Below are 16,839 nucleotides of genomic sequence, written 5' to 3'. Positions count from 1 at the left end.
TCAGCCCCGCCGACTGGCGCGCTGGCTGCGGTAGGTGTCGAGGACCACGGCAATCACGATCACGGCACCGGTGATGATGCGCTTCGTGGGTTCCGTGGCGCCGATCTGTGCAAGGCCGGCGGCCAGGACCGAAATAATCAACACACCAAAAAAGGTACTGATCACCGAACCGCGTCCCCCCATCAAGCTGGTGCCGCCAATGACCACTGCCGCGATCACCTGCAGTTCAAGGCCGGAACCGGCGTTTGGGTCTGCCGCCTCCAGGCGCGAAATCTGGAACAGTGCCGCCACACCGGCCAACAGGCCCATGAGGCTGAACACCAGGATCTTGTAGGGCTTGGGATTGATCCCCGCCAGGCGTACAGCCTCTTCGTTGGTGCCGATGCCGATCAGGTAACGACCAAACACGGTACGCGTCAGTACAAGCTGCGCGGCGACGATCACCAGCAAAGCAATGATGAACGACGGCGAAATACCAAAGGCAATCGGATTGGACAGCCAGGCGAACGAATCACCGATGTAAGCGGTGCGCGAACCGGTCATCTGGTACGCCACGCCACGCGCCATTTCCAGCACGCCGAGGGACACGATAAACGACGGGATGCGCCAGGCCACGGTGATCGAGCCGGTGATGGTACCGGCCAATGCCGCGCAGCCCATGCCCAGCACGGCAGCCGGCAACACGCTCCAGCCCCAGCTGAGGATCGCCACGCTGACCGCCGATGCCGCCAGCGCCAGCACCGAGCCTACCGACAGGTCGATGCCGCCGATGATCAAGATAAACGTCATGCCCACCGCCAGCACCATCAGGTCTGGAATCTGGTTGGCCAGGGTGCTGAACGTGTCGTAGGACAGGAAGTGATCGCTGAGCACCGAGAACAGCGCAATCATCGCCAGCAAGGCGCCTGCCAGACCCAGGTAAGTGCCCAGGCCGTAGAAGTTGCCGCCGGTCTTGCCGGGGGAAGTTGAAGTTTTCATGGGGTTTCCCTAAGCACTGCGTCGTTGAGCAGCGCATCACGTTTCTGATAGCCGGCGAAAGCGGCGGCAAGCAATTCATCCTGTGTCCAGCTGTCGCGCTCGAAGGTTTCGATCAAGCGCCCGGCCGACAACACGCCGATGCGGTCGCAGATCAGCATGAGTTCACGCAGGTCGCTGGACACCACCACCAGCGCTTTGCCCTGGCGGGTCAATTCGCCGAGCAAGGCATAAATGTCGAATTTGGCACCGACGTCGATGCCACGGGTCGGCTCATCGAACAACATCACCGAACAGTCGCGCTCCAGCCAGCGGCCGATGACGACTTTCTGCTGGTTGCCGCCGGACAGCTCGGACACCAACTGCGCCGGGCCGGAACTGCGGATGCGCATTGCATCGATCTGGCGTTTGGCCAAGGCCGTTTCGTCGCGGCTGTTGACCACGCCGCCGCCGGATATTTCCGGCATGTTGCCCAGGGCGATGTTGGCACTGATGGACTGGGTCAGCAGAAGGCCCTCGCCCTTGCGGTCCTCGGTGATCAGGGCAATACCGTGGCCCACCGCGTCCACCGGCGAGCGAATGCTCACCACCTGGGCAGGCGAACCGAGCGCCACGGTGCCGCTGTCAGCCAAGTCGGCGCCGAAGATAAGGCGCAACAATTCAGTACGGCCCGCGCCGATCAGGCCGGAGATGCCGTAGATCTCACCGGCGCGCACTTCGAAGGACACGTCGCGGACCTTGTCCGAACGCGTCAGGCCTTTCACCGTCAGGGCTGGCCCCCCGATGGTCCGAGGCCCCAGGTCAATGTGCTCGCCCAGCTCGCGACCGACCATCAAGGTGACCAGTTGCTCGCTGTTGTAGTTGGCCATCGGCTCGACACAGACCAGTTTGCCGTCGCGCAATACCGCGATGCGCTGGGCAACACGAGCCAGCTCTTCCAGCCGGTGTGAAATGTAGATGATCGCCACACCCCGGGCCTGCAGGCGAGTGATCTGTTCGAACAGCATCTCGACTTCACGGGCGGTCAGCATGGCCGTCGGTTCGTCGAGGATCAGTACATGGCAATCACCGATCAGGTTACGGGCGATTTCGACCATCTGCTGATGGCCAATGCCCAGGCTGCCAACCAGGGTGTCGGGGTCGATGGCGTCCAGCCCGACCTGGGCCATGGCCTCGATCGCGGCCTTGCGCAGGTGCTTGCGGTCGATCCAGCCACAGTGGCTGGGCAGGTTATCCAGGAACAGATTTTCAGCCACGGTCAGTGTTGGCAGCAGGTTGAGTTCCTGCATGACCATACGCACGCCCAGCTCTTCGGCCTGGGTGCGGCTGCCGGGGCGGAAGTCCTGGCCATTGAACTGCATGTGCCCGGTGGTCGGCGTAACCAGCCCGCCGATGATCTTCGACAAGGTGCTCTTGCCTGCGCCGTTCTCACCGGTCAGCGCCAGCACTTCCCCGCGATTGAGCGTCAGGGTGATGTCGGACAGAACCGGTTGGGCATAGGTCTTGCCGATACCGCTGACCGAGAGGACAGCGTTCGGGGCGGAAGATGACATAGGAAAATCTCCAGGCGCCCGCTCAGGACGAGCGGACGCTGTTGGGCATTGCCGGGATTACTTCTTGAGGACGAGTTCGACCGGGGTTTCGATCACGCCGTCCTTGGACTCGACTTTCTCACCCTTGACCAGCTTGAGCGCGTTCTGGATACCGAACACGGCTTGCTGGGCAGCGGCCTGGTCGGCGGTCGCCAGGACGCGGCCGTCCTGCAGCATCGGCTTGATGGCTTCGATGTTGTCGTAGCCGACAACCTGGACCTTGCCAGCCTTGCCTGCAGCGCGGATTGCGGACACGGCACCCAACGCCATGTTGTCGTTACCCGCCAACAGCGCCTTGATTTTCGGGTACTCGCTCAGCATTGCGGAGGCCACCTTCTGGCCCTGGTCGATCTCCCAGTTGCCGGATTGGGTGGAGACGATTTTCATGCCTGCGGCATCCATCGCGTCCTTGAAGCCAGCGGTGCGCTGCTGGGCATTGGTGGTAGTCGGCACGCCTTCAATGATGCCGACTTCATCGCCGGCCGCCAGTTGCTTGGCCAGGTAGTCGCCCACCAGCTTGGACCCCTTGCGGTTGTCCGGGCCAACGAAAGGTATGTCGAGGTTTTTACTTTTGAGCACGTCCGGATCAAGGCGGTTGTCGATGTTGACGACCTTGATACCGGCATCGGAGGCTTTCTTTAGCACGGTGACCAGCGCCTTGGAGTCGGCGGGCGCGATGACGATGGCGTTCACCTTGGCGAGGATCATTTGGTTGACGATATCGATCTGCGCGCTGGTGTCGGTCTCGTTCTTGATACCGTTGGTGATCATGTCGAAATCAGCGGCGTGGGATTTCTGGTAGTCCTTGGCGCCCTCCTGCATGGTCACGAAGAATTCGTTGGCAAGGGATTTCATGACCAGGCCGACCTTGGGTTTGGCGGCAGCTTCATCAGCGAATGCAGAAGAGAGAGGCAGGGCAGCGGATGCAGCGGCAAGCACAGCGACAGCAAGAAGACGTCCAGCAAATGGCAGCTTCATGGGTTCACTCCGATCTTATGATTATTGTGAGCAACGCTTGCACCGAAGAGCACTTCGGCAGCCTTCCCACCTGGGTAGCTGATACGAGCTGTGACACGGCGCCATAAGAGGCCGTGAAACATCTCGCAAACGTTTGCGTTGTTCAAACTATGAGAACCTTGTCGAGATTTGTCAACGGTATAAAACAGTCTTTCATCCAAGTCCCTCGCTCGTCCCGCAACAACGGCCCGCTTAAACATCGTGCGCGCCCAGTCGTTCTCTAAAACGACAGATTGTATCCCCTGCCCCCATGCATCTTCGTGGATTAACCGTCAGGTTTTCGGACAACCGAACGTAACACGACCCTATGTTCGGAAAGCCGGACGCACACTTGTTTAAACGGCTCTTAAATACAAATTAATCTCTTATAAATCAATAGGTTATTTTATATCCACAAACACTTTCAGCCTGGTACAGATCCTGCTCTACCCCCCACACCCCGCGGCATTCAGAACCGCCCGGGCGTTCTAGATGAACCGGCTACAGCACTCATCAAAAACCAGAGAGAAAAATAATGAAATCTGCACTAAAGACTTTTGCTCCGGGCGCGTTAGCCCTCCTCCTGCTGTTCCCCGTTGCCGTCCAGGCAAAGGAAGTCGAAACCAAGGCCAAACTGTCGAACGTGGTCATCCTCGCCACTGGCGGCACTATTGCCGGCGCTGGCGCCAGTGCTGCCAACAGTGCCACTTATCAGGCGGCCAAGGTCGGCATCGAGCAATTGATCGCCGGTGTTCCTGAGCTTAGCCAGATCGCCAATGTACGCGGCGAGCAAGTGATGCAAATTGCGTCCGAAAGCATCAACAACGAAAACCTGCTGCAACTGGGCCGCCGCGTCGCCGAACTGGCCGACAGCAAGGACGTGGACGGCATCGTGATCACACACGGTACCGACACCCTTGAAGAAACCGCCTACTTCCTGAATCTGGTAGAAAAGACCGACAAGCCAATCGTGGTGGTCGGCTCCATGCGCCCAGGCACCGCCATGTCGGCGGACGGCATGCTCAACCTGTACAACGCCGTTGCCGTGGCAAGCAGCAAAGAGGCTCGCGGCAAGGGCGTGCTGGTCACCATGAACGACGAGATCCAGTCGGGTCGCGACGTCAGCAAGATGATCAATATCAAGACCGAAGCGTTCAAGAGCCCATGGGGCCCACTGGGCATGGTGGTTGAAGGCAAATCCTACTGGTTCCGCTTGCCGGCCAAGCGCCACACCATGGATTCGGAATTCGATATCAAGAACATCAAGAGCCTGCCCGACGTTGAAATCGCCTATGGCTATGGCAACGTGAGCGATACGGCCTATAAGGCCCTGGCTCAAGCGGGCGCAAAAGCCATCATCCACGCTGGCACCGGCAACGGCTCGGTGTCCTCCAAAGTGGTGCCCGCACTGGTGGAACTGCGCAAGCAAGGTGTACAGATCATTCGCTCTTCCCACGTCAATGCCGGCGGCATGGTGCTGCGCAATGCCGAACAACCTGACGACAAATACGACTGGGTTGCCGCACTCGATCTGAACCCACAGAAAGCCCGCATCCTGGCGATGGTCGCCCTGACCAAGACCCAGGACAGCAAAGAGCTGCAGCGGATGTTCTGGGAATACTGATTCCTAAAACTGTCCGCAGGAGCGAGCTTCCTTTTCCGGCAAGCTCGCTTCTGCACTTCCTACCCCGCCTTACACAAAAACTCCTGAACGGCTGTCAGACGAACTGCTTGGAATTTAAGCAGTTGCGAAATTACCTACAGTTAAATACTGTATGTGCGTACAGCTAACTAAGGAATACTCCGTGGCAAAGTCTTCTCCCGCAGTGCCAACCCCGCCTGGTGCCTACGAACGCCTGGCCATTCGTGTGCAAAAGATCATCAATTCAACCAGCGCCCAAAAAGCCAAGGCGGCCTTGATCTTCCGTCTGCCCGACGAACCAGAGGAAGAATGGGCACGTTTGCTGGAAGAAATTGCGGAGAACGACAACGTCACCCTCGCCTATCGGGACGACGGTGGCGTACAGATTTTCTGGGTTGTGCCGAAGGAAGATTGAGTCAATGGGTGTCCGTTTTATCGCTGTGCTTAGCCTGTTTTTCGCCGTCGCGGCCCAGGCCCAAGCGCCCCGAACCTTCAGCGAAGCCAAGAAAGTTGCCTGGAAACTTTACGCCCCACAATCCACTGAATTCTATTGCGGGTGCAAATACACGGGCAACCGCGTGGATTTGAAAGCCTGCGGCTACGTCCCACGCAAAAATGCCAACCGTGCCGCACGCATCGAGTGGGAGCACATCGTTCCGGCCTGGCAGATCGGGCATCAACGCCAGTGCTGGCAGAACGGAGGGCGCAAGAACTGCACCCGGCACGATGACGTGTTCAAGCGCGCCGAAGCGGACCTGCATAACCTGGTGCCGAGCATTGGCGAGGTCAATGGCGATCGTAACAACTTCAGTTTCGGCTGGCTGCCGGTGCAAAGCGGACAATACGGTTCATGCCTGACCCAGGTGGATTTCAAGGCCAAGAAGGTCATGCCGCGCCCGTCCATTCGGGGCATGATCGCCCGCACGTACTTCTACATGAGCAAGCGATACGGCTTGCGCCTGTCGAAACAGGATCGTCAACTGTACGAAGCCTGGAACAAGACCTACCCGGTGCAGGCCTGGGAGCGTCAACGCAATCAGACCGTGGCGTGCGTGATGGGCCGGGGCAATGAGTTTGTCGGCCCGGTGAACCTCAAAGCCTGCGGCTGAAAGCGGGCGCAACCACCGCCCACTTTGCGCTTACTGCGTGGCCTTGTGCTCAACGACCTGCGACACCGTGTCGGTTTTCTTGGCGCGGGCCATTTTTTCATTGAGCAGCGTCTGCTTGGCTTCAGCCTCAGCCTTGGTTGCGAACGGCCCCAGCAGCACCTCGTCCTTGCCGTTCACCTTCACAATATAAAAATTGAAACCATGCTCCAGCAACCAGGCCGTCAGGTCGGTGATCGCCTGCAGCTTGTGGTCCGGCGAGCCGACGCGTACGTCCCATTCCTGGGCGGCAACTGCGCCGGTCTGGGGCTGGCTTTCGGTCAGGGCAGGCTTGGGCGCGGGTGTATCGACGCTTTTGCCTTCACCGCAACCGGCCAATGCCAACACCGCCATTGCCATCGCTACTTTACGCACTGCCCTGCTCCTCTAAAGATAAAGAGGCGACTTTATCATCCACTGTCTATTCTGGCCGTCATAAACGTTAGCTTAAACAATGCGAATCATGTATCGCAGACCTGTATGATGCCGCCATGGGAATTAATGTCGCCTCTATGCGTCCTAAAAGAGGCAGTCACAGGGAAGCGCTTAGCAGTAAGCTACACACATCCGACACCTGCCCTGTCTGAAACATGTGTCCTTAAAAGTAATCAAGGAGAAGTCCATGCTGATACTCACCCGCAAAGTTGGTGAAAGCATAAACATCGGTGATGACATCACCATCACCATCCTGGGCGTCAGCGGCCAGCAAGTACGAATCGGCATCAACGCGCCCAAGGATGTTGCCGTGCATCGCGAGGAAATCTACCAGCGCATCCAGGCTGGCCTGACTGCCCCGGACAAAAACCAGACACCTTGAAGCGCCTTCAGTAGCCAGCCTTTTCGTAGACTGTAACGGCTGGCGAAAACTCCTTCGAATTGCTCTGCCCGTTGTAGCGCGGCGCACGTCGCCAACGTATTTATCTTCATACAAAGATGAAACTGTGTTCACGCCTGGAACTTGTCGTTTTATTCAAGGCCGAATCTCCTGACTGACACCCAGCCATCCGTGTGCGTTCAGGAGCACGACGATGAGGCCTACGACAGCACCACCATTTGCTTACACGTCTTGGATGATCGCCCTACTGATAGGGCTGGTCTTCGTGGGACTGGCCTATGGCCTGAGATCTACAATCGAAGGTACTGACCCGACTGATTCCTACTCCTGGCTGGATTTGGCGCTGCTGCTGGGCGGGTACTTGTTTCTGTTTTGCCTCAAACCCATTCAAAAAGCCGTGCAGCGTCGACTGTGTCGACAAATGACACGCTGAGGCCACATTCGTCGATATCATATCGCCGGTATTTACACCGCCGGAACACGACCTATGCTTGGGCCTGCACGATCAGTTAAAGGCACTGAAGCACGATGGATACCCTGACTAAATCCCAGATCGAGTCTGCGCTGGCCTCTCGTCTGCCCAGCTATAGCGTGACCTGTACATTGCACGCCGACGGCACTCTTTCGGCAGTGCTCAGTGGCCCGGAAACCGATCATTTCGCAGTGACAGGGATCGTGCGTGCGCACTATCGTGGCGCCGAAGCCATCGCACGGCTGGCCAATGAAATTCTCAGGGAGATGGTGCTGTCACGCCAAGGCATGAGGAATCATCGGATGCAGCCGCGCGCCCCCGTCCACGGCGGACAAGGCCAAGGCCAAGGCCGGTAACAGGCTCGGCCTTTGCGTATCAGCCCGCCGTATTCTGCAGGGACAGCAAGCCTTGCGCGTCGCGCCGTACGCTTAATTGAAGGTACCCGTCAATCGAAGGGTGTTCGGTGACCATAGGCGTGTGATGCGTCGACGTCACAACCATCACGTCCGCCCCAGCAGCCTCGCCCGCGCGGATGCCTATCGTCGCATCTTCAAACACCAGGCAGTCCTGCACCGGGACGCCCAGGCGTTGCGCACCCAGCACGTAACAGGCGGGATTCGGCTTACCAATGGCAACATCTTCAGCCGTGACCAGCACCGCCGGCGGCGCAATTCCCGCAGCCTGCAACCGACGCAACGCAAGTTCTCTGGGCGCAGAGGTCACCAGTGCCCACTGGTCACCCGGCAGGCTGTTCAGGAACGTGACGGCGCCGGGAATCGCGACAACCCCTCTCACATCCTTGACTTCAGCCTCGGTGATCCACTGCGCCTCGACCTCGGGATCGACCTCGGGCAGTGCTTGCCGGGTAATGGTGTCGATCGCGCGGGCGCCGTGAATGGTCTTCAAGAACGCCGCCACCTCCAGGCCATGGCGTTCAGCCCAGACACTCCACACCCGCTCTGCGGCGGCAATGGAGTTGAGCAGCGTCCCATCCATATCAAACAGAAAGGCACGATAACGGCGGTTGAATACGGCTGAACCTGGGATGGACACTGCGTGGCTTCCTCTTGGGTTGGAACAATAATCGGCCAATGCAATCTACGGATCACCCTGTTGCTTGTAAACGCCACCGACACCAATTGCATTACAGGTTTGTAATGGAGCGGTAAGTTTCGTAAGCACCCTCACTTCATACAGTGGAGCCGTCAGTTACCCACTTCGGATGACGCCACTTCCTACTGATGAAAAGGGTTTATCCCATGAAAGCTGCAAGCAAACTCTGCCTGATCGCCGCCAGCCTGCTGATGCTGGGCACCGGCACAGCCATGGCCGGCACCGTCGCACCGATCAAAGCCGACAACGTGGTCCTCGTGCACGGTTCCTGGGCTGACGGCTCGAGCTGGTCCGAGGTGATCACCCGTCTCCAGGCCGCCGGCCTGCACGTCACGGCTGTGCAGAACCCGCTGACCTCGGTGGCCGACGATGTCGCCGCCACCCTCCGTGTGCTGGCCCAACAAAACGGCCCTACCGTGCTGGTCGGCCATTCCTACGCCGGTACCGTCGTGAGCGACGCCGGGGCCAACCCGAACGTCAGCGCCCTTGTGTATGTAGCCGCCCGTGCGCCAGACGCCAACGAAGACTTCGTCGCGCTCTCGGCCAAGTACCCAGCCATGCCTGTGCGTTCCGGCGTGGAAGAACACGATGGTTACCTCACCCTGAGCCAGGACGCCTTTCTCAAATACTTCGCTTCCGACGTCCCGCGCGCCAAGGCCCTGGCGCTGAACGCCGTGCAGCAACCCATCACCAAAACCTTGTTCAGCGGCCGCACCGTGAATGCCGCCTGGCACACCAAGCCTTCCTGGTACGCGGTGTCGGCGAATGACCAGACCATCAACCCGGACCTGGAGCGATTCCTCGCCAAGCGCATGAACGCGACCACCATCGAACTGCCTTCGAGCCACTTGTCGCTGGTGTCCCACGCCAAGGAAATCACCGACCTGATCCTTGAAGCCTCCGGTCGCCAGCCCTGAGCCCTGCGATGCAAAAGCACTGCATTACACACTTGTCATCATTCTGTTGGCTGGCTGTTTGAGGCACCTGGTTACCGTGAACGCGCTGCCACGACCTTGCAGCCAACCCTTAAAGAGAGATACCGCCATGAAACTGTTTACCCTCGGCTTTGCCGCTTTGCTCGCTACCGGTTCCGTGTTTGCCGCTGAACCGGTGATCCACGACAAAACCGGCTTCTTCGTACACCTGGACGTGGCTAAAGTGCTGTCGAGCACTGACAGCTACGGCGAATGCGGCGTCGTCCCGGCGCGACTCGACTACCTGGACAGCCAGGGCCGCGAACATGTGTTGGACTACCAAGTCCTGGGCAACGGTTGCGCCAGTGACAATTGATCGGGCTACACTTGCGCAACGCATTGAGACAGAGCACTTGCCATGAACATTCTCGTAGTCGAAGACGAACCCAAGGCCGGCAATTACCTGCTCAACGGCCTTCAGGAACTGGGTTACTCCGTCAGCCTCGCCCGTGATGGCGTGGATGGCCTGCACCAGGCCCTGGAAACGCCGTTCGATGTGATCGTGCTGGATGTGATGATGCCGAAAATGGATGGCTGGGAAGTGCTGCGCCGCCTGCGCAAGGAAGTCGACACACCGGTACTTTTCCTGACGGCCCGCGATGATATTGCCGACCGCATCAAGGGCCTGGAATTGGGTGCCGATGACTACCTCATCAAGCCGTTCTCTTTCGCCGAACTGGTGGCACGCTTACGTACCCTGACCCGCCGCGGCCCCAGCCGGGAAGAAGAACAGCTGCAGATCGCCGACCTGCAGATCGATGTACTCAAGCGTCGCGTGACCCGTGCCGGCACCCGTATCACCCTGACCAACAAAGAGTTCGCCCTGCTGCATTTGTTCGCGACCCATCAGGACCAGGTGCTGTCCCGTTCACTGATCGCGTCACGGGTATGGGACATGAACTTCGACAGCGACACCAACGTGGTGGATGTGGCCGTGCGGCGCCTGCGCCTGAAAATCGACGACCCGTTCCAGCTCAAACTGATCCACAGCGTGCGTGGCATCGGCTACCGCTTCGATACCCAGCCATGAACAAGCGTCGTCATTATTCGATGACCCTGCGCCTGGCGCTGATCTTCGCCTTGCTCGCTTTCATCCTGCTGGCCACCCTGGGCGTGGCGCTGTACCGCGAGCTGGAGCGGGAGTTGATCATGCGTGACGATGCCGCCTTGATTTCCCGCGTCGATCAACTGCGCAACTTGCTCAACGACAGCAACACCCTTGACCTGATCAAAACCAAGCCTGAGTTGTTCCAGAATATGCTGGGCAACCACGAGTCGGTCTTGAGCATCGCGGCGCCGGGGCAGACACCCCTGCTGCTGGTGAACCCGGGCAACATCGACCTGCCGTCCGTGCCACCCGTCGCGAAAGACCATGCGCTGAGCCTTGCCGACGTGCACCATCTGCCTGGCGTGAACGGCGTACCCTTCTCCACCGTCGCCGCCTCCATCGACTCCGGCGACCTTGGCAGCCTCCAAGTCACCAGCGGGCGCCTGATGACCGAGCGCACCGCCGTGCTCGCCAGCTATCGGTTGAGCGTTTATATCCTGGCAAGCATCGCCGCAATCATGCTGGCCGTGGTCGGCTACCTGCTCGTTTACCGCGGGCTCTTGCCGTTGCGGCGCCTGGCCCGCCACGCCCGGGGTATCGGCGTCGGCAACCTCGCCGAACGCCTCGACAGCCAAGGCGCGCCAAAAGAGCTGCTGCCCATGATTGATTCGTTCAACACCATGCTCGAACGGCTGGCCAAGGGCTTTGTACAACTGGGCCAGGTGTCCACCGACATGGCCCACGAACTGCGCACGCCCATCAATAACCTGCTGGGAGAAACCCAGGTCGCCCTGCAACAGAGCCGCAGCATCGAAAGTTACCAGCAGTTGCTGGCGTCGAATGTCGAAGAGCTTGAACGCCTGGCGCGGATGCTCGACAACATGCTGTTCCTGGCCCGCACCGACCCGGCCAGCGCGCTGCGTCAACGCCAGGCGCTCAGTGCGGCGGATGAGGTGGAACGAATCGCCGAGTACTTTGAAGGCTTGGCGAGCGACGTGGACATCCGCATTCATGCCGGCGGAGAAGGCATGATCTGGGCCGAGCCGATGCTGCTGCGCCGGGCCCTGGCCAACCTGTGTGCAAACGCCATCAAATACGGTGCGCCGGGCACCGAGCTGATGATCCAGGCGGTGCCGACGACGGATGGCATCAACCTCAGGGTCAGCAACCGAGGCGAAACCATTGCTGCCGTGCATCTGCCGCGCCTGTTCGAACGGTTTTACCGGGTCGATGAGTCGCGGGAACGCTCGGCGCAGTCCAATGGGTTGGGGCTGTCAATTGTAGCGACCATCATGCAGCTGCATAACGGGCGGTACAGTGTGAGCAGTGACGCGGGGGTGACGTGTTTTGAATTGTTCTTTCCCCGGCGGGAGGACTGAACAGCCGGCACCAGACGCCTGGTGTTATTTTGCAAAGGTTTGTCTCTTAACGTTGGGCTGAGGTCACACTATTCTCGATCCCCAAGCGGCTCAAGGCAGAGCCGGTAACGGAAAAAGGAGATCCGAGGATGGAAATACGATTAGGTTTACTGGAAAAGGGGCTGGCTGAAATGAACGAAAAGCTGATCAACGTTTCGAGCAGGGCAGACTCCATGGATAAGCACTTTGCTTCCAAGGCAGACCTGGCCACCACTGAACTGAATCTTATCAAGTGGTACGTGGCAACCGCATTCGCGATGACAGGCCTGGCCTGCGCCATTACCTTCGGGCTCACCCGACTGTTCGCAACCTGAGGTGAATCGGGCAGGTCAACTGACCTGCCCGCCCGCCTCTTTTGCATCCACGGGTGTATGCCACGCGGCCAGTACGGCCGCCTGCAATCCCGTCACCAACGTATGCAGTTCCATCGAGGGCCGCTGCGCCTCCGTCACCTGCTCCGGCAGAAGCGGCACGTGGATGAACCCACTGCGCACGGACGTCCCGGCCAGGGTATGCTGCAACAGATAAAACACTTGGTTGCACACAAACGTCCCCGCCGTCTGCGATACCGAGGCCGCAATTCCCGCTTCGCGCACGGCCTTGGCCATCGCCTTGATCGGCAGTGTCGTAAAGTACGCCGCCGGGCCGTCCGCCACGACCGCCGTATCAATGGGCTGCTCACCCAGGTTATCCGGGATGCGGGCATCGTTGATATTGATCGCCACCCGCTCGAACGAGATATCGCTGCGCCCTGGGCCAAGGCCGATAGCAATTACCATGGCCGGGTGCAATTCATCGATCAGTCGGGCCAGGCACTCACCTGCGGTGGCAAACGCGCAAGGCAGTCGATGCGAAACAATTCGCACCTCATCGTCCAACTGCACACCGTCCAGTTGGCGCACCGCTTCCCAGGACGGGTTCACCGAATCTTGATCAAAGGGCTCGAAGCCCGTCAGAAGTACAGTGCGCATTCTCGGCCTCACATCAACAGGTAAAGCAGGACAATATTAACCACCAGCATCATCAACGCCGTCGGCAGTTGGGCCTTGATCACCGCATTTTTGTCCGGCAGCTCCAGCAACGCCGCCGGCACGATATTGAAGTTGGCGGCCATCGGGGTCATCAAGGTCCCGCAGTAGCCCGAGAACATGCCAATCGCCGCCATCACCGCCGGGTTGCCGCCGTAGATACCGACCAGCACCGGCACGCCGACGCCCCCGGTCATCACCGGGAACGCCGCGAAACCGTTCCCCATGATCACCGTAAACAGCGCCATGCCCAGCACATAGACCATCACCGCCACCAACTTGAAATCCAGGTTGATATAGGTGGTAGTGACATGGGCAACGGCCGTGCCGACGCCGGCTTCGTTAAACAACAAGCCGAGCATCGCCAGCATCTGCGGAAGTACCATCGCCCAGCCCAGAGCTTCGGTGAGGCGACGGGATTCGCGCAAGGCCTGCACCGGCGTATCACGGGTCAGCCAGCAGGCCAGGCCCAGGGCGATCAGGCAGCCGATTCCAAGGGAGACAAAGGTGGTGTTCTTCGGATCCAGCAGCGGTACACCGCCGATCTCAGTGTGCTTGAGCAATACCGAGCCGATCACGGTAGCCAGGGGAATGGCCAACGCCGGGATAAACAACTTATGGCCCAGCCGACCGGCACTGGCACGCGAATCCTTGTCATGCAGCTCGGCATGCTTGCCACGACCGACACCGCCCATACCGGCGATCAATGCCATCACCACGAGGCCAGCTCCGATGACCACCGACGGCAGCCGCTCACCGATCAGGAACGGAATGGCGAACAACAGCCAGAACAGTGCACTCGACCAGCGCTTGGGATGGGTTCGGTCTAGCAAGATCATGCCCGCGGTGATCAGCAGCAGGACCCCGGCCAGCCAGTACAGGTATTGAATCGAAATGATCATTGCGCGACCCCCCCACGGGCGGCGGCAGGCGTCATCTCTCGGGTGAGCCTTCGGTCAAACCGATGCAGGCGGATCGCATGAATGATAAACGCGCAAATTGCCGTCGGAATCCCCCACACCGCAATGTGCAGCGGTTCCACATCAATCCCCGAGCCGAGCAGGAAGGTGTGCATCAACGCGATCGCACCAAAGGCCACGAAGATGTCTTCACCAAAAAACAGACCGACGTTATCCGTCGCGGCGCACATGGCCAATACTTTATGGCGCAACTTGTCCGGCAGTTTGCCGTAGCGTTTTTCCGCAGCGCCCTCGGCCATCGGTGCCAGCAGCGGGCGCACCATCTGCGGGTGCCCGCCCAGGCTGGTCAAGCCCATGGCGGCCGTGGACTCGCGCACAAATAGATACATGATCAACAAGCGCCCGACCGTGGCGCGTTCGAACCGTGCGATCCAGTTCTGCGCATGCAGGCGCAGCCCATGGCGCTCCAGCAGACCGATGACCGCTAGGGGCAACAACAGGATCAATTGCAGGGCACGGGTCTGAAGGAAACCATCGCCCATGGTGGCGAGGATTTTTTCCAACGAAAAATGGGCGGCGAATCCGGTGGCGATAGCGGCGGCGGTGACAACCAACAAAGGGTTGATGCGCAGAATAAAGCCAACCACGATCACAAGTACGCCGATCAACGGCCATAAGTTCACTACAGTTTGCATGGCGGTGAGGTCCTTTAGTGCGCGCTGCGGCGCCATTACAGCAGGATGTGAACAAAGGGTTCACAGCAGGAAGTGGCGTGCAGTCGGCTCGGTTTTTTATTGTTCACCCGAAAGGTCGAGCGTCAGTGGCGGCAACTTTGCTGCCTGGGGACGGGAGGTGTCCAACAAGAAAAATTGTTGCTGCGAACCAATAAATTTTGTGGGTGATTGGACTATCAGGAGGAGGAGGACGGCGAAAAGAAGAGCGAGTAACTGGAGGTGAGCGCCGAATGGGCGTTCTGAGGTAGGGATTGCAAAGTTTTGCAAATCGCAGAAAGCAAAAAGGGGTCACCGTTTCCGATGACCCCTCTAGACCGCCCAGCAGAGCGGATTTTGTTTGGTAGGCGCGATTGGACTCGAACCAACGACCCCCACCATGTCAAGGTGGTGCTCTAACCAACTGAGCTACGTGCCTGCTGTGAGGCGGCATTCTACGGAATTCCGGAGGGGTGTCAACATCTTTTTTGCATCTAACCCTATGAATATGCGAATTTTTTATTTGCGTGGGGCAGGCCTGTGGATTTCGGGCAACTGGCAGGCAATTTTCAACTCAGGTAGGATCGGCGCACTCGTAAAAAATATAAAACAGAGGTTCCAGGATGGCGAACACCCCCTACCCCCAGTCGTATTACGCCGCTTCCGCGAATGCCGTTCCACCTCGCCCGGCATTGCAAGGCGAGGTTGAAACCGATGTGTGCGTGATCGGCGCCGGTTATACCGGCCTCTCCAGCGCCCTGTTCCTGCTGGAGAACGGTTTTCGCGTGACGGTGCTGGAGGCCGCCAAGGTGGGGTTTGGCGCCTCGGGCCGCAACGGCGGGCAGATCGTCAACAGCTACAGCCGTGATATCGACGTGATCGAGCGCAGTGTCGGCCCCCAGCAGGCGCAATTATTGGGGCAGATGGCATTTGAAGGCGGCCGGATCATTCGCGAGCGAGTGGCCAAGTATCAGATCCAGTGCGACTTGAAGGACGGCGGTGTATTCGCCGCCCTCAACAGCAAGCACATGGGCCACCTGGAATCGCAGAAACGCCTGTGGGAACGCTATGGCCATACGCAGCTGGAGTTGCTGGACGAGCGCCGTATTCGCGAGGTGGTTGCCTGCGACAATTACGTCGGCGGCTTGCTGGACATGAGCGGTGGGCATATCCACCCGCTCAACCTGGCACTCGGCGAAGCGGCAGCCGTGGAATCCCTGGGCGGTACGATCTACGAGCAATCGGCGGCGGTGCGTATCGAGCGCGGCGCCAACCCGGTGGTGCACACTGCCGAGGGCCGGGTCAGGGCCAAGTTCATCATCGTCGCGGGCAATGCGTACCTGGGCAACCTGGTGCCGGAGCTGGCGGCCAAGTCGATGCCCTGCGGCACGCAAGTGATCACGACGGCGCCCCTGGGCGATGAGCTGGCGAAGACACTGCTGCCGCAGGATTACTGCGTCGAGGATTGTAATTATCTGCTCGACTACTACCGCCTCACCCGCGACAAGCGCCTGATCTTCGGCGGTGGCGTGGTGTACGGCGCGCGCGACCCGGCGAACATCGAGGCGATCATCCGCCCGAAGATGCTCAAGGCTTTCCCGCAGCTCAAGGACGTGAAGATTGATTACGCCTGGACCGGCAATTTCCTGCTGACCCTGTCGCGCTTGCCGCAAGTGGGTCGCCTGGGCGACAACATTTACTACTCGCAAGGCTGCAGTGGCCATGGCGTAACGTATACGCACTTGGCGGGCAAGGTACTGGCGGAGGCGCTCAGAGGGCAGGCGGAACGCTTTGATGCGTTTGCGGACCTGCCGCACTACCCGTTCCCGGGTGGGCAGATGCTGCGTACGCCGTTTGCGGCGCTGGGCGCCTGGTATTACGGATTGAGGGATAAACTCGGGTTCTGATGGTGCAAGGGCTTGCCTGCGATGCGCAGACGCGAATCCCAATGAGACCGCGTCGATGCTATCG

Annotated in this window: 20 protein-coding genes and 1 tRNA gene; 12 read left to right on the top strand and 9 right to left on the bottom strand. The window is 59.4% G+C overall.

Going from position 1 to position 16,839, the window contains the following annotated elements; all coding sequences use genetic code 11:
• From ACLH0H_RS18850 to ACLH0H_RS18840, 3 genes are read right to left on the bottom strand one after another with little or no spacing between them, the layout of a single operon-like run.
• A complete protein-coding gene (locus tag ACLH0H_RS18850; RefSeq protein ID WP_076953593.1) occupies positions 1 to 978 on the bottom strand; it encodes an ABC transporter permease in 978 nt (325 codons plus the stop codon).
• Positions 975 to 2,528 carry a sugar ABC transporter ATP-binding protein gene (locus ACLH0H_RS18845; protein ID WP_076953591.1) on the bottom strand — a complete coding sequence of 518 codons (1,554 nt, stop codon included), beginning with the start codon at positions 2,526 to 2,528 and terminating at the stop codon, positions 975 to 977. Before ACLH0H_RS18845 ends, ACLH0H_RS18850 begins: the two co-directional genes overlap by 4 nt.
• A 57-nt stretch (positions 2,529 to 2,585) precedes the next feature.
• Entirely contained in the window at positions 2,586 to 3,545 is a 960-nt protein-coding gene (locus ACLH0H_RS18840) for a sugar ABC transporter substrate-binding protein (protein WP_411379157.1), read from the bottom strand.
• 553 nt (positions 3,546 to 4,098) lie between these two features.
• On the opposite strand from ACLH0H_RS18840, the gene ACLH0H_RS18835 reads away from it, so the two are divergent.
• The 3 genes from ACLH0H_RS18835 (at position 4,099) to ACLH0H_RS18825 (ending at position 6,314) form a co-directional block, all read left to right on the top strand.
• Entirely contained in the window at positions 4,099 to 5,187 is a 1,089-nt protein-coding gene (locus tag ACLH0H_RS18835) for an asparaginase (protein ID WP_411379156.1), read from the top strand.
• Between the two features lie 181 nt (positions 5,188 to 5,368).
• A complete protein-coding gene (locus ACLH0H_RS18830; protein ID WP_186691990.1) occupies positions 5,369 to 5,620 on the top strand; it encodes a DUF1654 domain-containing protein in 252 nt (83 codons plus the stop codon).
• A 4-nt stretch (positions 5,621 to 5,624) separates the two neighbouring features.
• Positions 5,625 to 6,314 (top strand): endonuclease, encoded by a 690-nt coding sequence (locus ACLH0H_RS18825; protein WP_411379155.1) that lies wholly within the window; start codon positions 5,625 to 5,627, stop codon positions 6,312 to 6,314.
• A gap of 30 nt (positions 6,315 to 6,344) precedes the next feature.
• Here the strand turns inward: ACLH0H_RS18825 and ACLH0H_RS18820 are convergent, their stop codons facing one another.
• Positions 6,345 to 6,710 (bottom strand): SPOR domain-containing protein, encoded by a 366-nt coding sequence (locus ACLH0H_RS18820; RefSeq protein ID WP_411382437.1) that lies wholly within the window; start codon positions 6,708 to 6,710, stop codon positions 6,345 to 6,347.
• 262 nt (positions 6,711 to 6,972) lie between these two features.
• Between ACLH0H_RS18820 and csrA the strand changes: the two genes are divergently transcribed.
• The 3 genes from csrA to ACLH0H_RS18805 all read left to right on the top strand — a co-directional run bounded on the left by csrA (position 6,973) and on the right by ACLH0H_RS18805 (position 8,013).
• Complete coding sequence (gene csrA / locus ACLH0H_RS18815) at positions 6,973 to 7,167, top strand: carbon storage regulator CsrA (RefSeq protein WP_003192511.1); 195 nt, start codon at positions 6,973 to 6,975, stop codon at positions 7,165 to 7,167.
• A gap of 211 nt (positions 7,168 to 7,378) precedes the next feature.
• Positions 7,379 to 7,618, top strand: a complete 240-nt coding sequence (locus tag ACLH0H_RS18810; protein ID WP_411379154.1) for a hypothetical protein — start codon at positions 7,379 to 7,381, stop codon at positions 7,616 to 7,618.
• Between the two features lie 95 nt (positions 7,619 to 7,713).
• The gene (locus ACLH0H_RS18805; protein ID WP_411379153.1) at positions 7,714 to 8,013 is read left to right on the top strand and encodes a hypothetical protein; all 300 of its coding nucleotides are present in this window, start codon (positions 7,714 to 7,716) and stop codon (positions 8,011 to 8,013) included.
• A gap of 19 nt (positions 8,014 to 8,032) precedes the next feature.
• Here ACLH0H_RS18805 and ACLH0H_RS18800 read toward each other — a convergent pair whose 3' ends face one another.
• Complete coding sequence (locus tag ACLH0H_RS18800) at positions 8,033 to 8,710, bottom strand: HAD family hydrolase (protein ID WP_411379152.1); 678 nt, start codon at positions 8,708 to 8,710, stop codon at positions 8,033 to 8,035.
• Positions 8,711 to 8,916: 206 nt separating this feature from the next.
• Between ACLH0H_RS18800 and ACLH0H_RS18795 the strand changes: the two genes are divergently transcribed.
• The 5 genes from ACLH0H_RS18795 (at position 8,917) to ACLH0H_RS18775 (ending at position 12,524) form a co-directional block, all read left to right on the top strand.
• Positions 8,917 to 9,687, top strand: coding sequence for an alpha/beta fold hydrolase (locus ACLH0H_RS18795; protein WP_411379151.1), 771 nt, complete (start codon positions 8,917 to 8,919; stop codon positions 9,685 to 9,687).
• 127 nt (positions 9,688 to 9,814) lie between these two features.
• Positions 9,815 to 10,060: a DUF2790 domain-containing protein gene (locus tag ACLH0H_RS18790; protein ID WP_411379150.1), complete on the top strand. Its 246-nt coding sequence runs from the start codon at positions 9,815 to 9,817 to the stop codon at positions 10,058 to 10,060.
• 42 nt (positions 10,061 to 10,102) lie between these two features.
• On the top strand, positions 10,103 to 10,774 hold the full coding sequence (locus ACLH0H_RS18785; protein WP_411379149.1) for a heavy metal response regulator transcription factor: 672 nt from the start codon (positions 10,103 to 10,105) through the stop codon (positions 10,772 to 10,774).
• Positions 10,771 to 12,171: a heavy metal sensor histidine kinase gene (locus ACLH0H_RS18780; protein ID WP_411379148.1), complete on the top strand. Its 1,401-nt coding sequence runs from the start codon at positions 10,771 to 10,773 to the stop codon at positions 12,169 to 12,171. Before ACLH0H_RS18785 ends, ACLH0H_RS18780 begins: the two co-directional genes overlap by 4 nt.
• A 128-nt stretch (positions 12,172 to 12,299) precedes the next feature.
• Entirely contained in the window at positions 12,300 to 12,524 is a 225-nt protein-coding gene (locus ACLH0H_RS18775; RefSeq protein ID WP_411379147.1) for a hypothetical protein, read from the top strand.
• 15 nt (positions 12,525 to 12,539) lie between these two features.
• Here the strand turns inward: ACLH0H_RS18775 and pcp are convergent, their stop codons facing one another.
• The 4 genes from pcp to ACLH0H_RS18755 form a co-directional block, all read right to left on the bottom strand.
• The gene (gene pcp, locus ACLH0H_RS18770; RefSeq protein ID WP_411379146.1) at positions 12,540 to 13,181 is read right to left on the bottom strand and encodes a pyroglutamyl-peptidase I; all 642 of its coding nucleotides are present in this window, start codon (positions 13,179 to 13,181) and stop codon (positions 12,540 to 12,542) included.
• A gap of 8 nt (positions 13,182 to 13,189) precedes the next feature.
• Complete coding sequence (locus ACLH0H_RS18765; protein WP_411379145.1) at positions 13,190 to 14,140, bottom strand: DUF979 domain-containing protein; 951 nt, start codon at positions 14,138 to 14,140, stop codon at positions 13,190 to 13,192.
• Entirely contained in the window at positions 14,137 to 14,853 is a 717-nt protein-coding gene (locus tag ACLH0H_RS18760; RefSeq protein ID WP_411379144.1) for a DUF969 domain-containing protein, read from the bottom strand. The genes ACLH0H_RS18765 and ACLH0H_RS18760 overlap by 4 nt, the downstream gene beginning before the upstream one ends.
• Positions 14,854 to 15,230: 377 nt before the next feature.
• Positions 15,231 to 15,307, bottom strand: a tRNA-Val gene (locus tag ACLH0H_RS18755).
• Positions 15,308 to 15,491: 184 nt separating this feature from the next.
• Between ACLH0H_RS18755 and ACLH0H_RS18750 the strand changes: the two genes are divergently transcribed.
• Entirely contained in the window at positions 15,492 to 16,775 is a 1,284-nt protein-coding gene (locus tag ACLH0H_RS18750; protein WP_411379143.1) for an NAD(P)/FAD-dependent oxidoreductase, read from the top strand.
• The last annotated feature ends 64 nt before the right edge of the window (positions 16,776 to 16,839 follow it).

The organism is Pseudomonas sp. MPB26 (assembly GCF_046605355.1).
GTDB classification, from domain to species: domain Bacteria; phylum Pseudomonadota; class Gammaproteobacteria; order Pseudomonadales; family Pseudomonadaceae; genus Aquipseudomonas; species Aquipseudomonas cedrina.
Note: the sequence above shows the minus strand (reverse complement) of the source record. Positions and strands in the feature narration are given on the sequence as shown.

What these genes read in the sequence shown, in the direction of transcription:
- ACLH0H_RS18760 (WP_411379144.1), bottom strand. Translation starts at nt 14,853, where the DNA reads ATGCAAACTGTAGTGAACTTATGGCCGTTGATCGGCGTACTTGTGATC.
- pcp (WP_411379146.1), bottom strand. Translation starts at nt 13,181, where the DNA reads ATGCGCACTGTACTTCTGACGGGCTTCGAGCCCTTTGATCAAGATTCG.
- ACLH0H_RS18790 (WP_411379150.1), top strand. Translation starts at nt 9,815, where the DNA reads ATGAAACTGTTTACCCTCGGCTTTGCCGCTTTGCTCGCTACCGGTTCC.
- ACLH0H_RS18765 (WP_411379145.1), bottom strand. Translation starts at nt 14,140, where the DNA reads ATGATCATTTCGATTCAATACCTGTACTGGCTGGCCGGGGTCCTGCTG.
- ACLH0H_RS18820 (WP_411382437.1), bottom strand. Translation starts at nt 6,710, where the DNA reads ATGGCAATGGCGGTGTTGGCATTGGCCGGTTGCGGTGAAGGCAAAAGC.
- ACLH0H_RS18795 (WP_411379151.1), top strand. Translation starts at nt 8,917, where the DNA reads ATGAAAGCTGCAAGCAAACTCTGCCTGATCGCCGCCAGCCTGCTGATG.
- ACLH0H_RS18825 (WP_411379155.1), top strand. Translation starts at nt 5,625, where the DNA reads ATGGGTGTCCGTTTTATCGCTGTGCTTAGCCTGTTTTTCGCCGTCGCG.
- ACLH0H_RS18785 (WP_411379149.1), top strand. Translation starts at nt 10,103, where the DNA reads ATGAACATTCTCGTAGTCGAAGACGAACCCAAGGCCGGCAATTACCTG.
- ACLH0H_RS18780 (WP_411379148.1), top strand. Translation starts at nt 10,771, where the DNA reads ATGAACAAGCGTCGTCATTATTCGATGACCCTGCGCCTGGCGCTGATC.
- ACLH0H_RS18840 (WP_411379157.1), bottom strand. Translation starts at nt 3,545, where the DNA reads ATGAAGCTGCCATTTGCTGGACGTCTTCTTGCTGTCGCTGTGCTTGCC.
- ACLH0H_RS18805 (WP_411379153.1), top strand. Translation starts at nt 7,714, where the DNA reads ATGGATACCCTGACTAAATCCCAGATCGAGTCTGCGCTGGCCTCTCGT.
- ACLH0H_RS18750 (WP_411379143.1), top strand. Translation starts at nt 15,492, where the DNA reads ATGGCGAACACCCCCTACCCCCAGTCGTATTACGCCGCTTCCGCGAAT.
- ACLH0H_RS18775 (WP_411379147.1), top strand. Translation starts at nt 12,300, where the DNA reads ATGGAAATACGATTAGGTTTACTGGAAAAGGGGCTGGCTGAAATGAAC.
- ACLH0H_RS18835 (WP_411379156.1), top strand. Translation starts at nt 4,099, where the DNA reads ATGAAATCTGCACTAAAGACTTTTGCTCCGGGCGCGTTAGCCCTCCTC.
- ACLH0H_RS18845 (WP_076953591.1), bottom strand. Translation starts at nt 2,528, where the DNA reads ATGTCATCTTCCGCCCCGAACGCTGTCCTCTCGGTCAGCGGTATCGGC.
- ACLH0H_RS18850 (WP_076953593.1), bottom strand. Translation starts at nt 978, where the DNA reads ATGAAAACTTCAACTTCCCCCGGCAAGACCGGCGGCAACTTCTACGGC.
- csrA (WP_003192511.1), top strand. Translation starts at nt 6,973, where the DNA reads ATGCTGATACTCACCCGCAAAGTTGGTGAAAGCATAAACATCGGTGAT.
- ACLH0H_RS18810 (WP_411379154.1), top strand. Translation starts at nt 7,379, where the DNA reads ATGAGGCCTACGACAGCACCACCATTTGCTTACACGTCTTGGATGATC.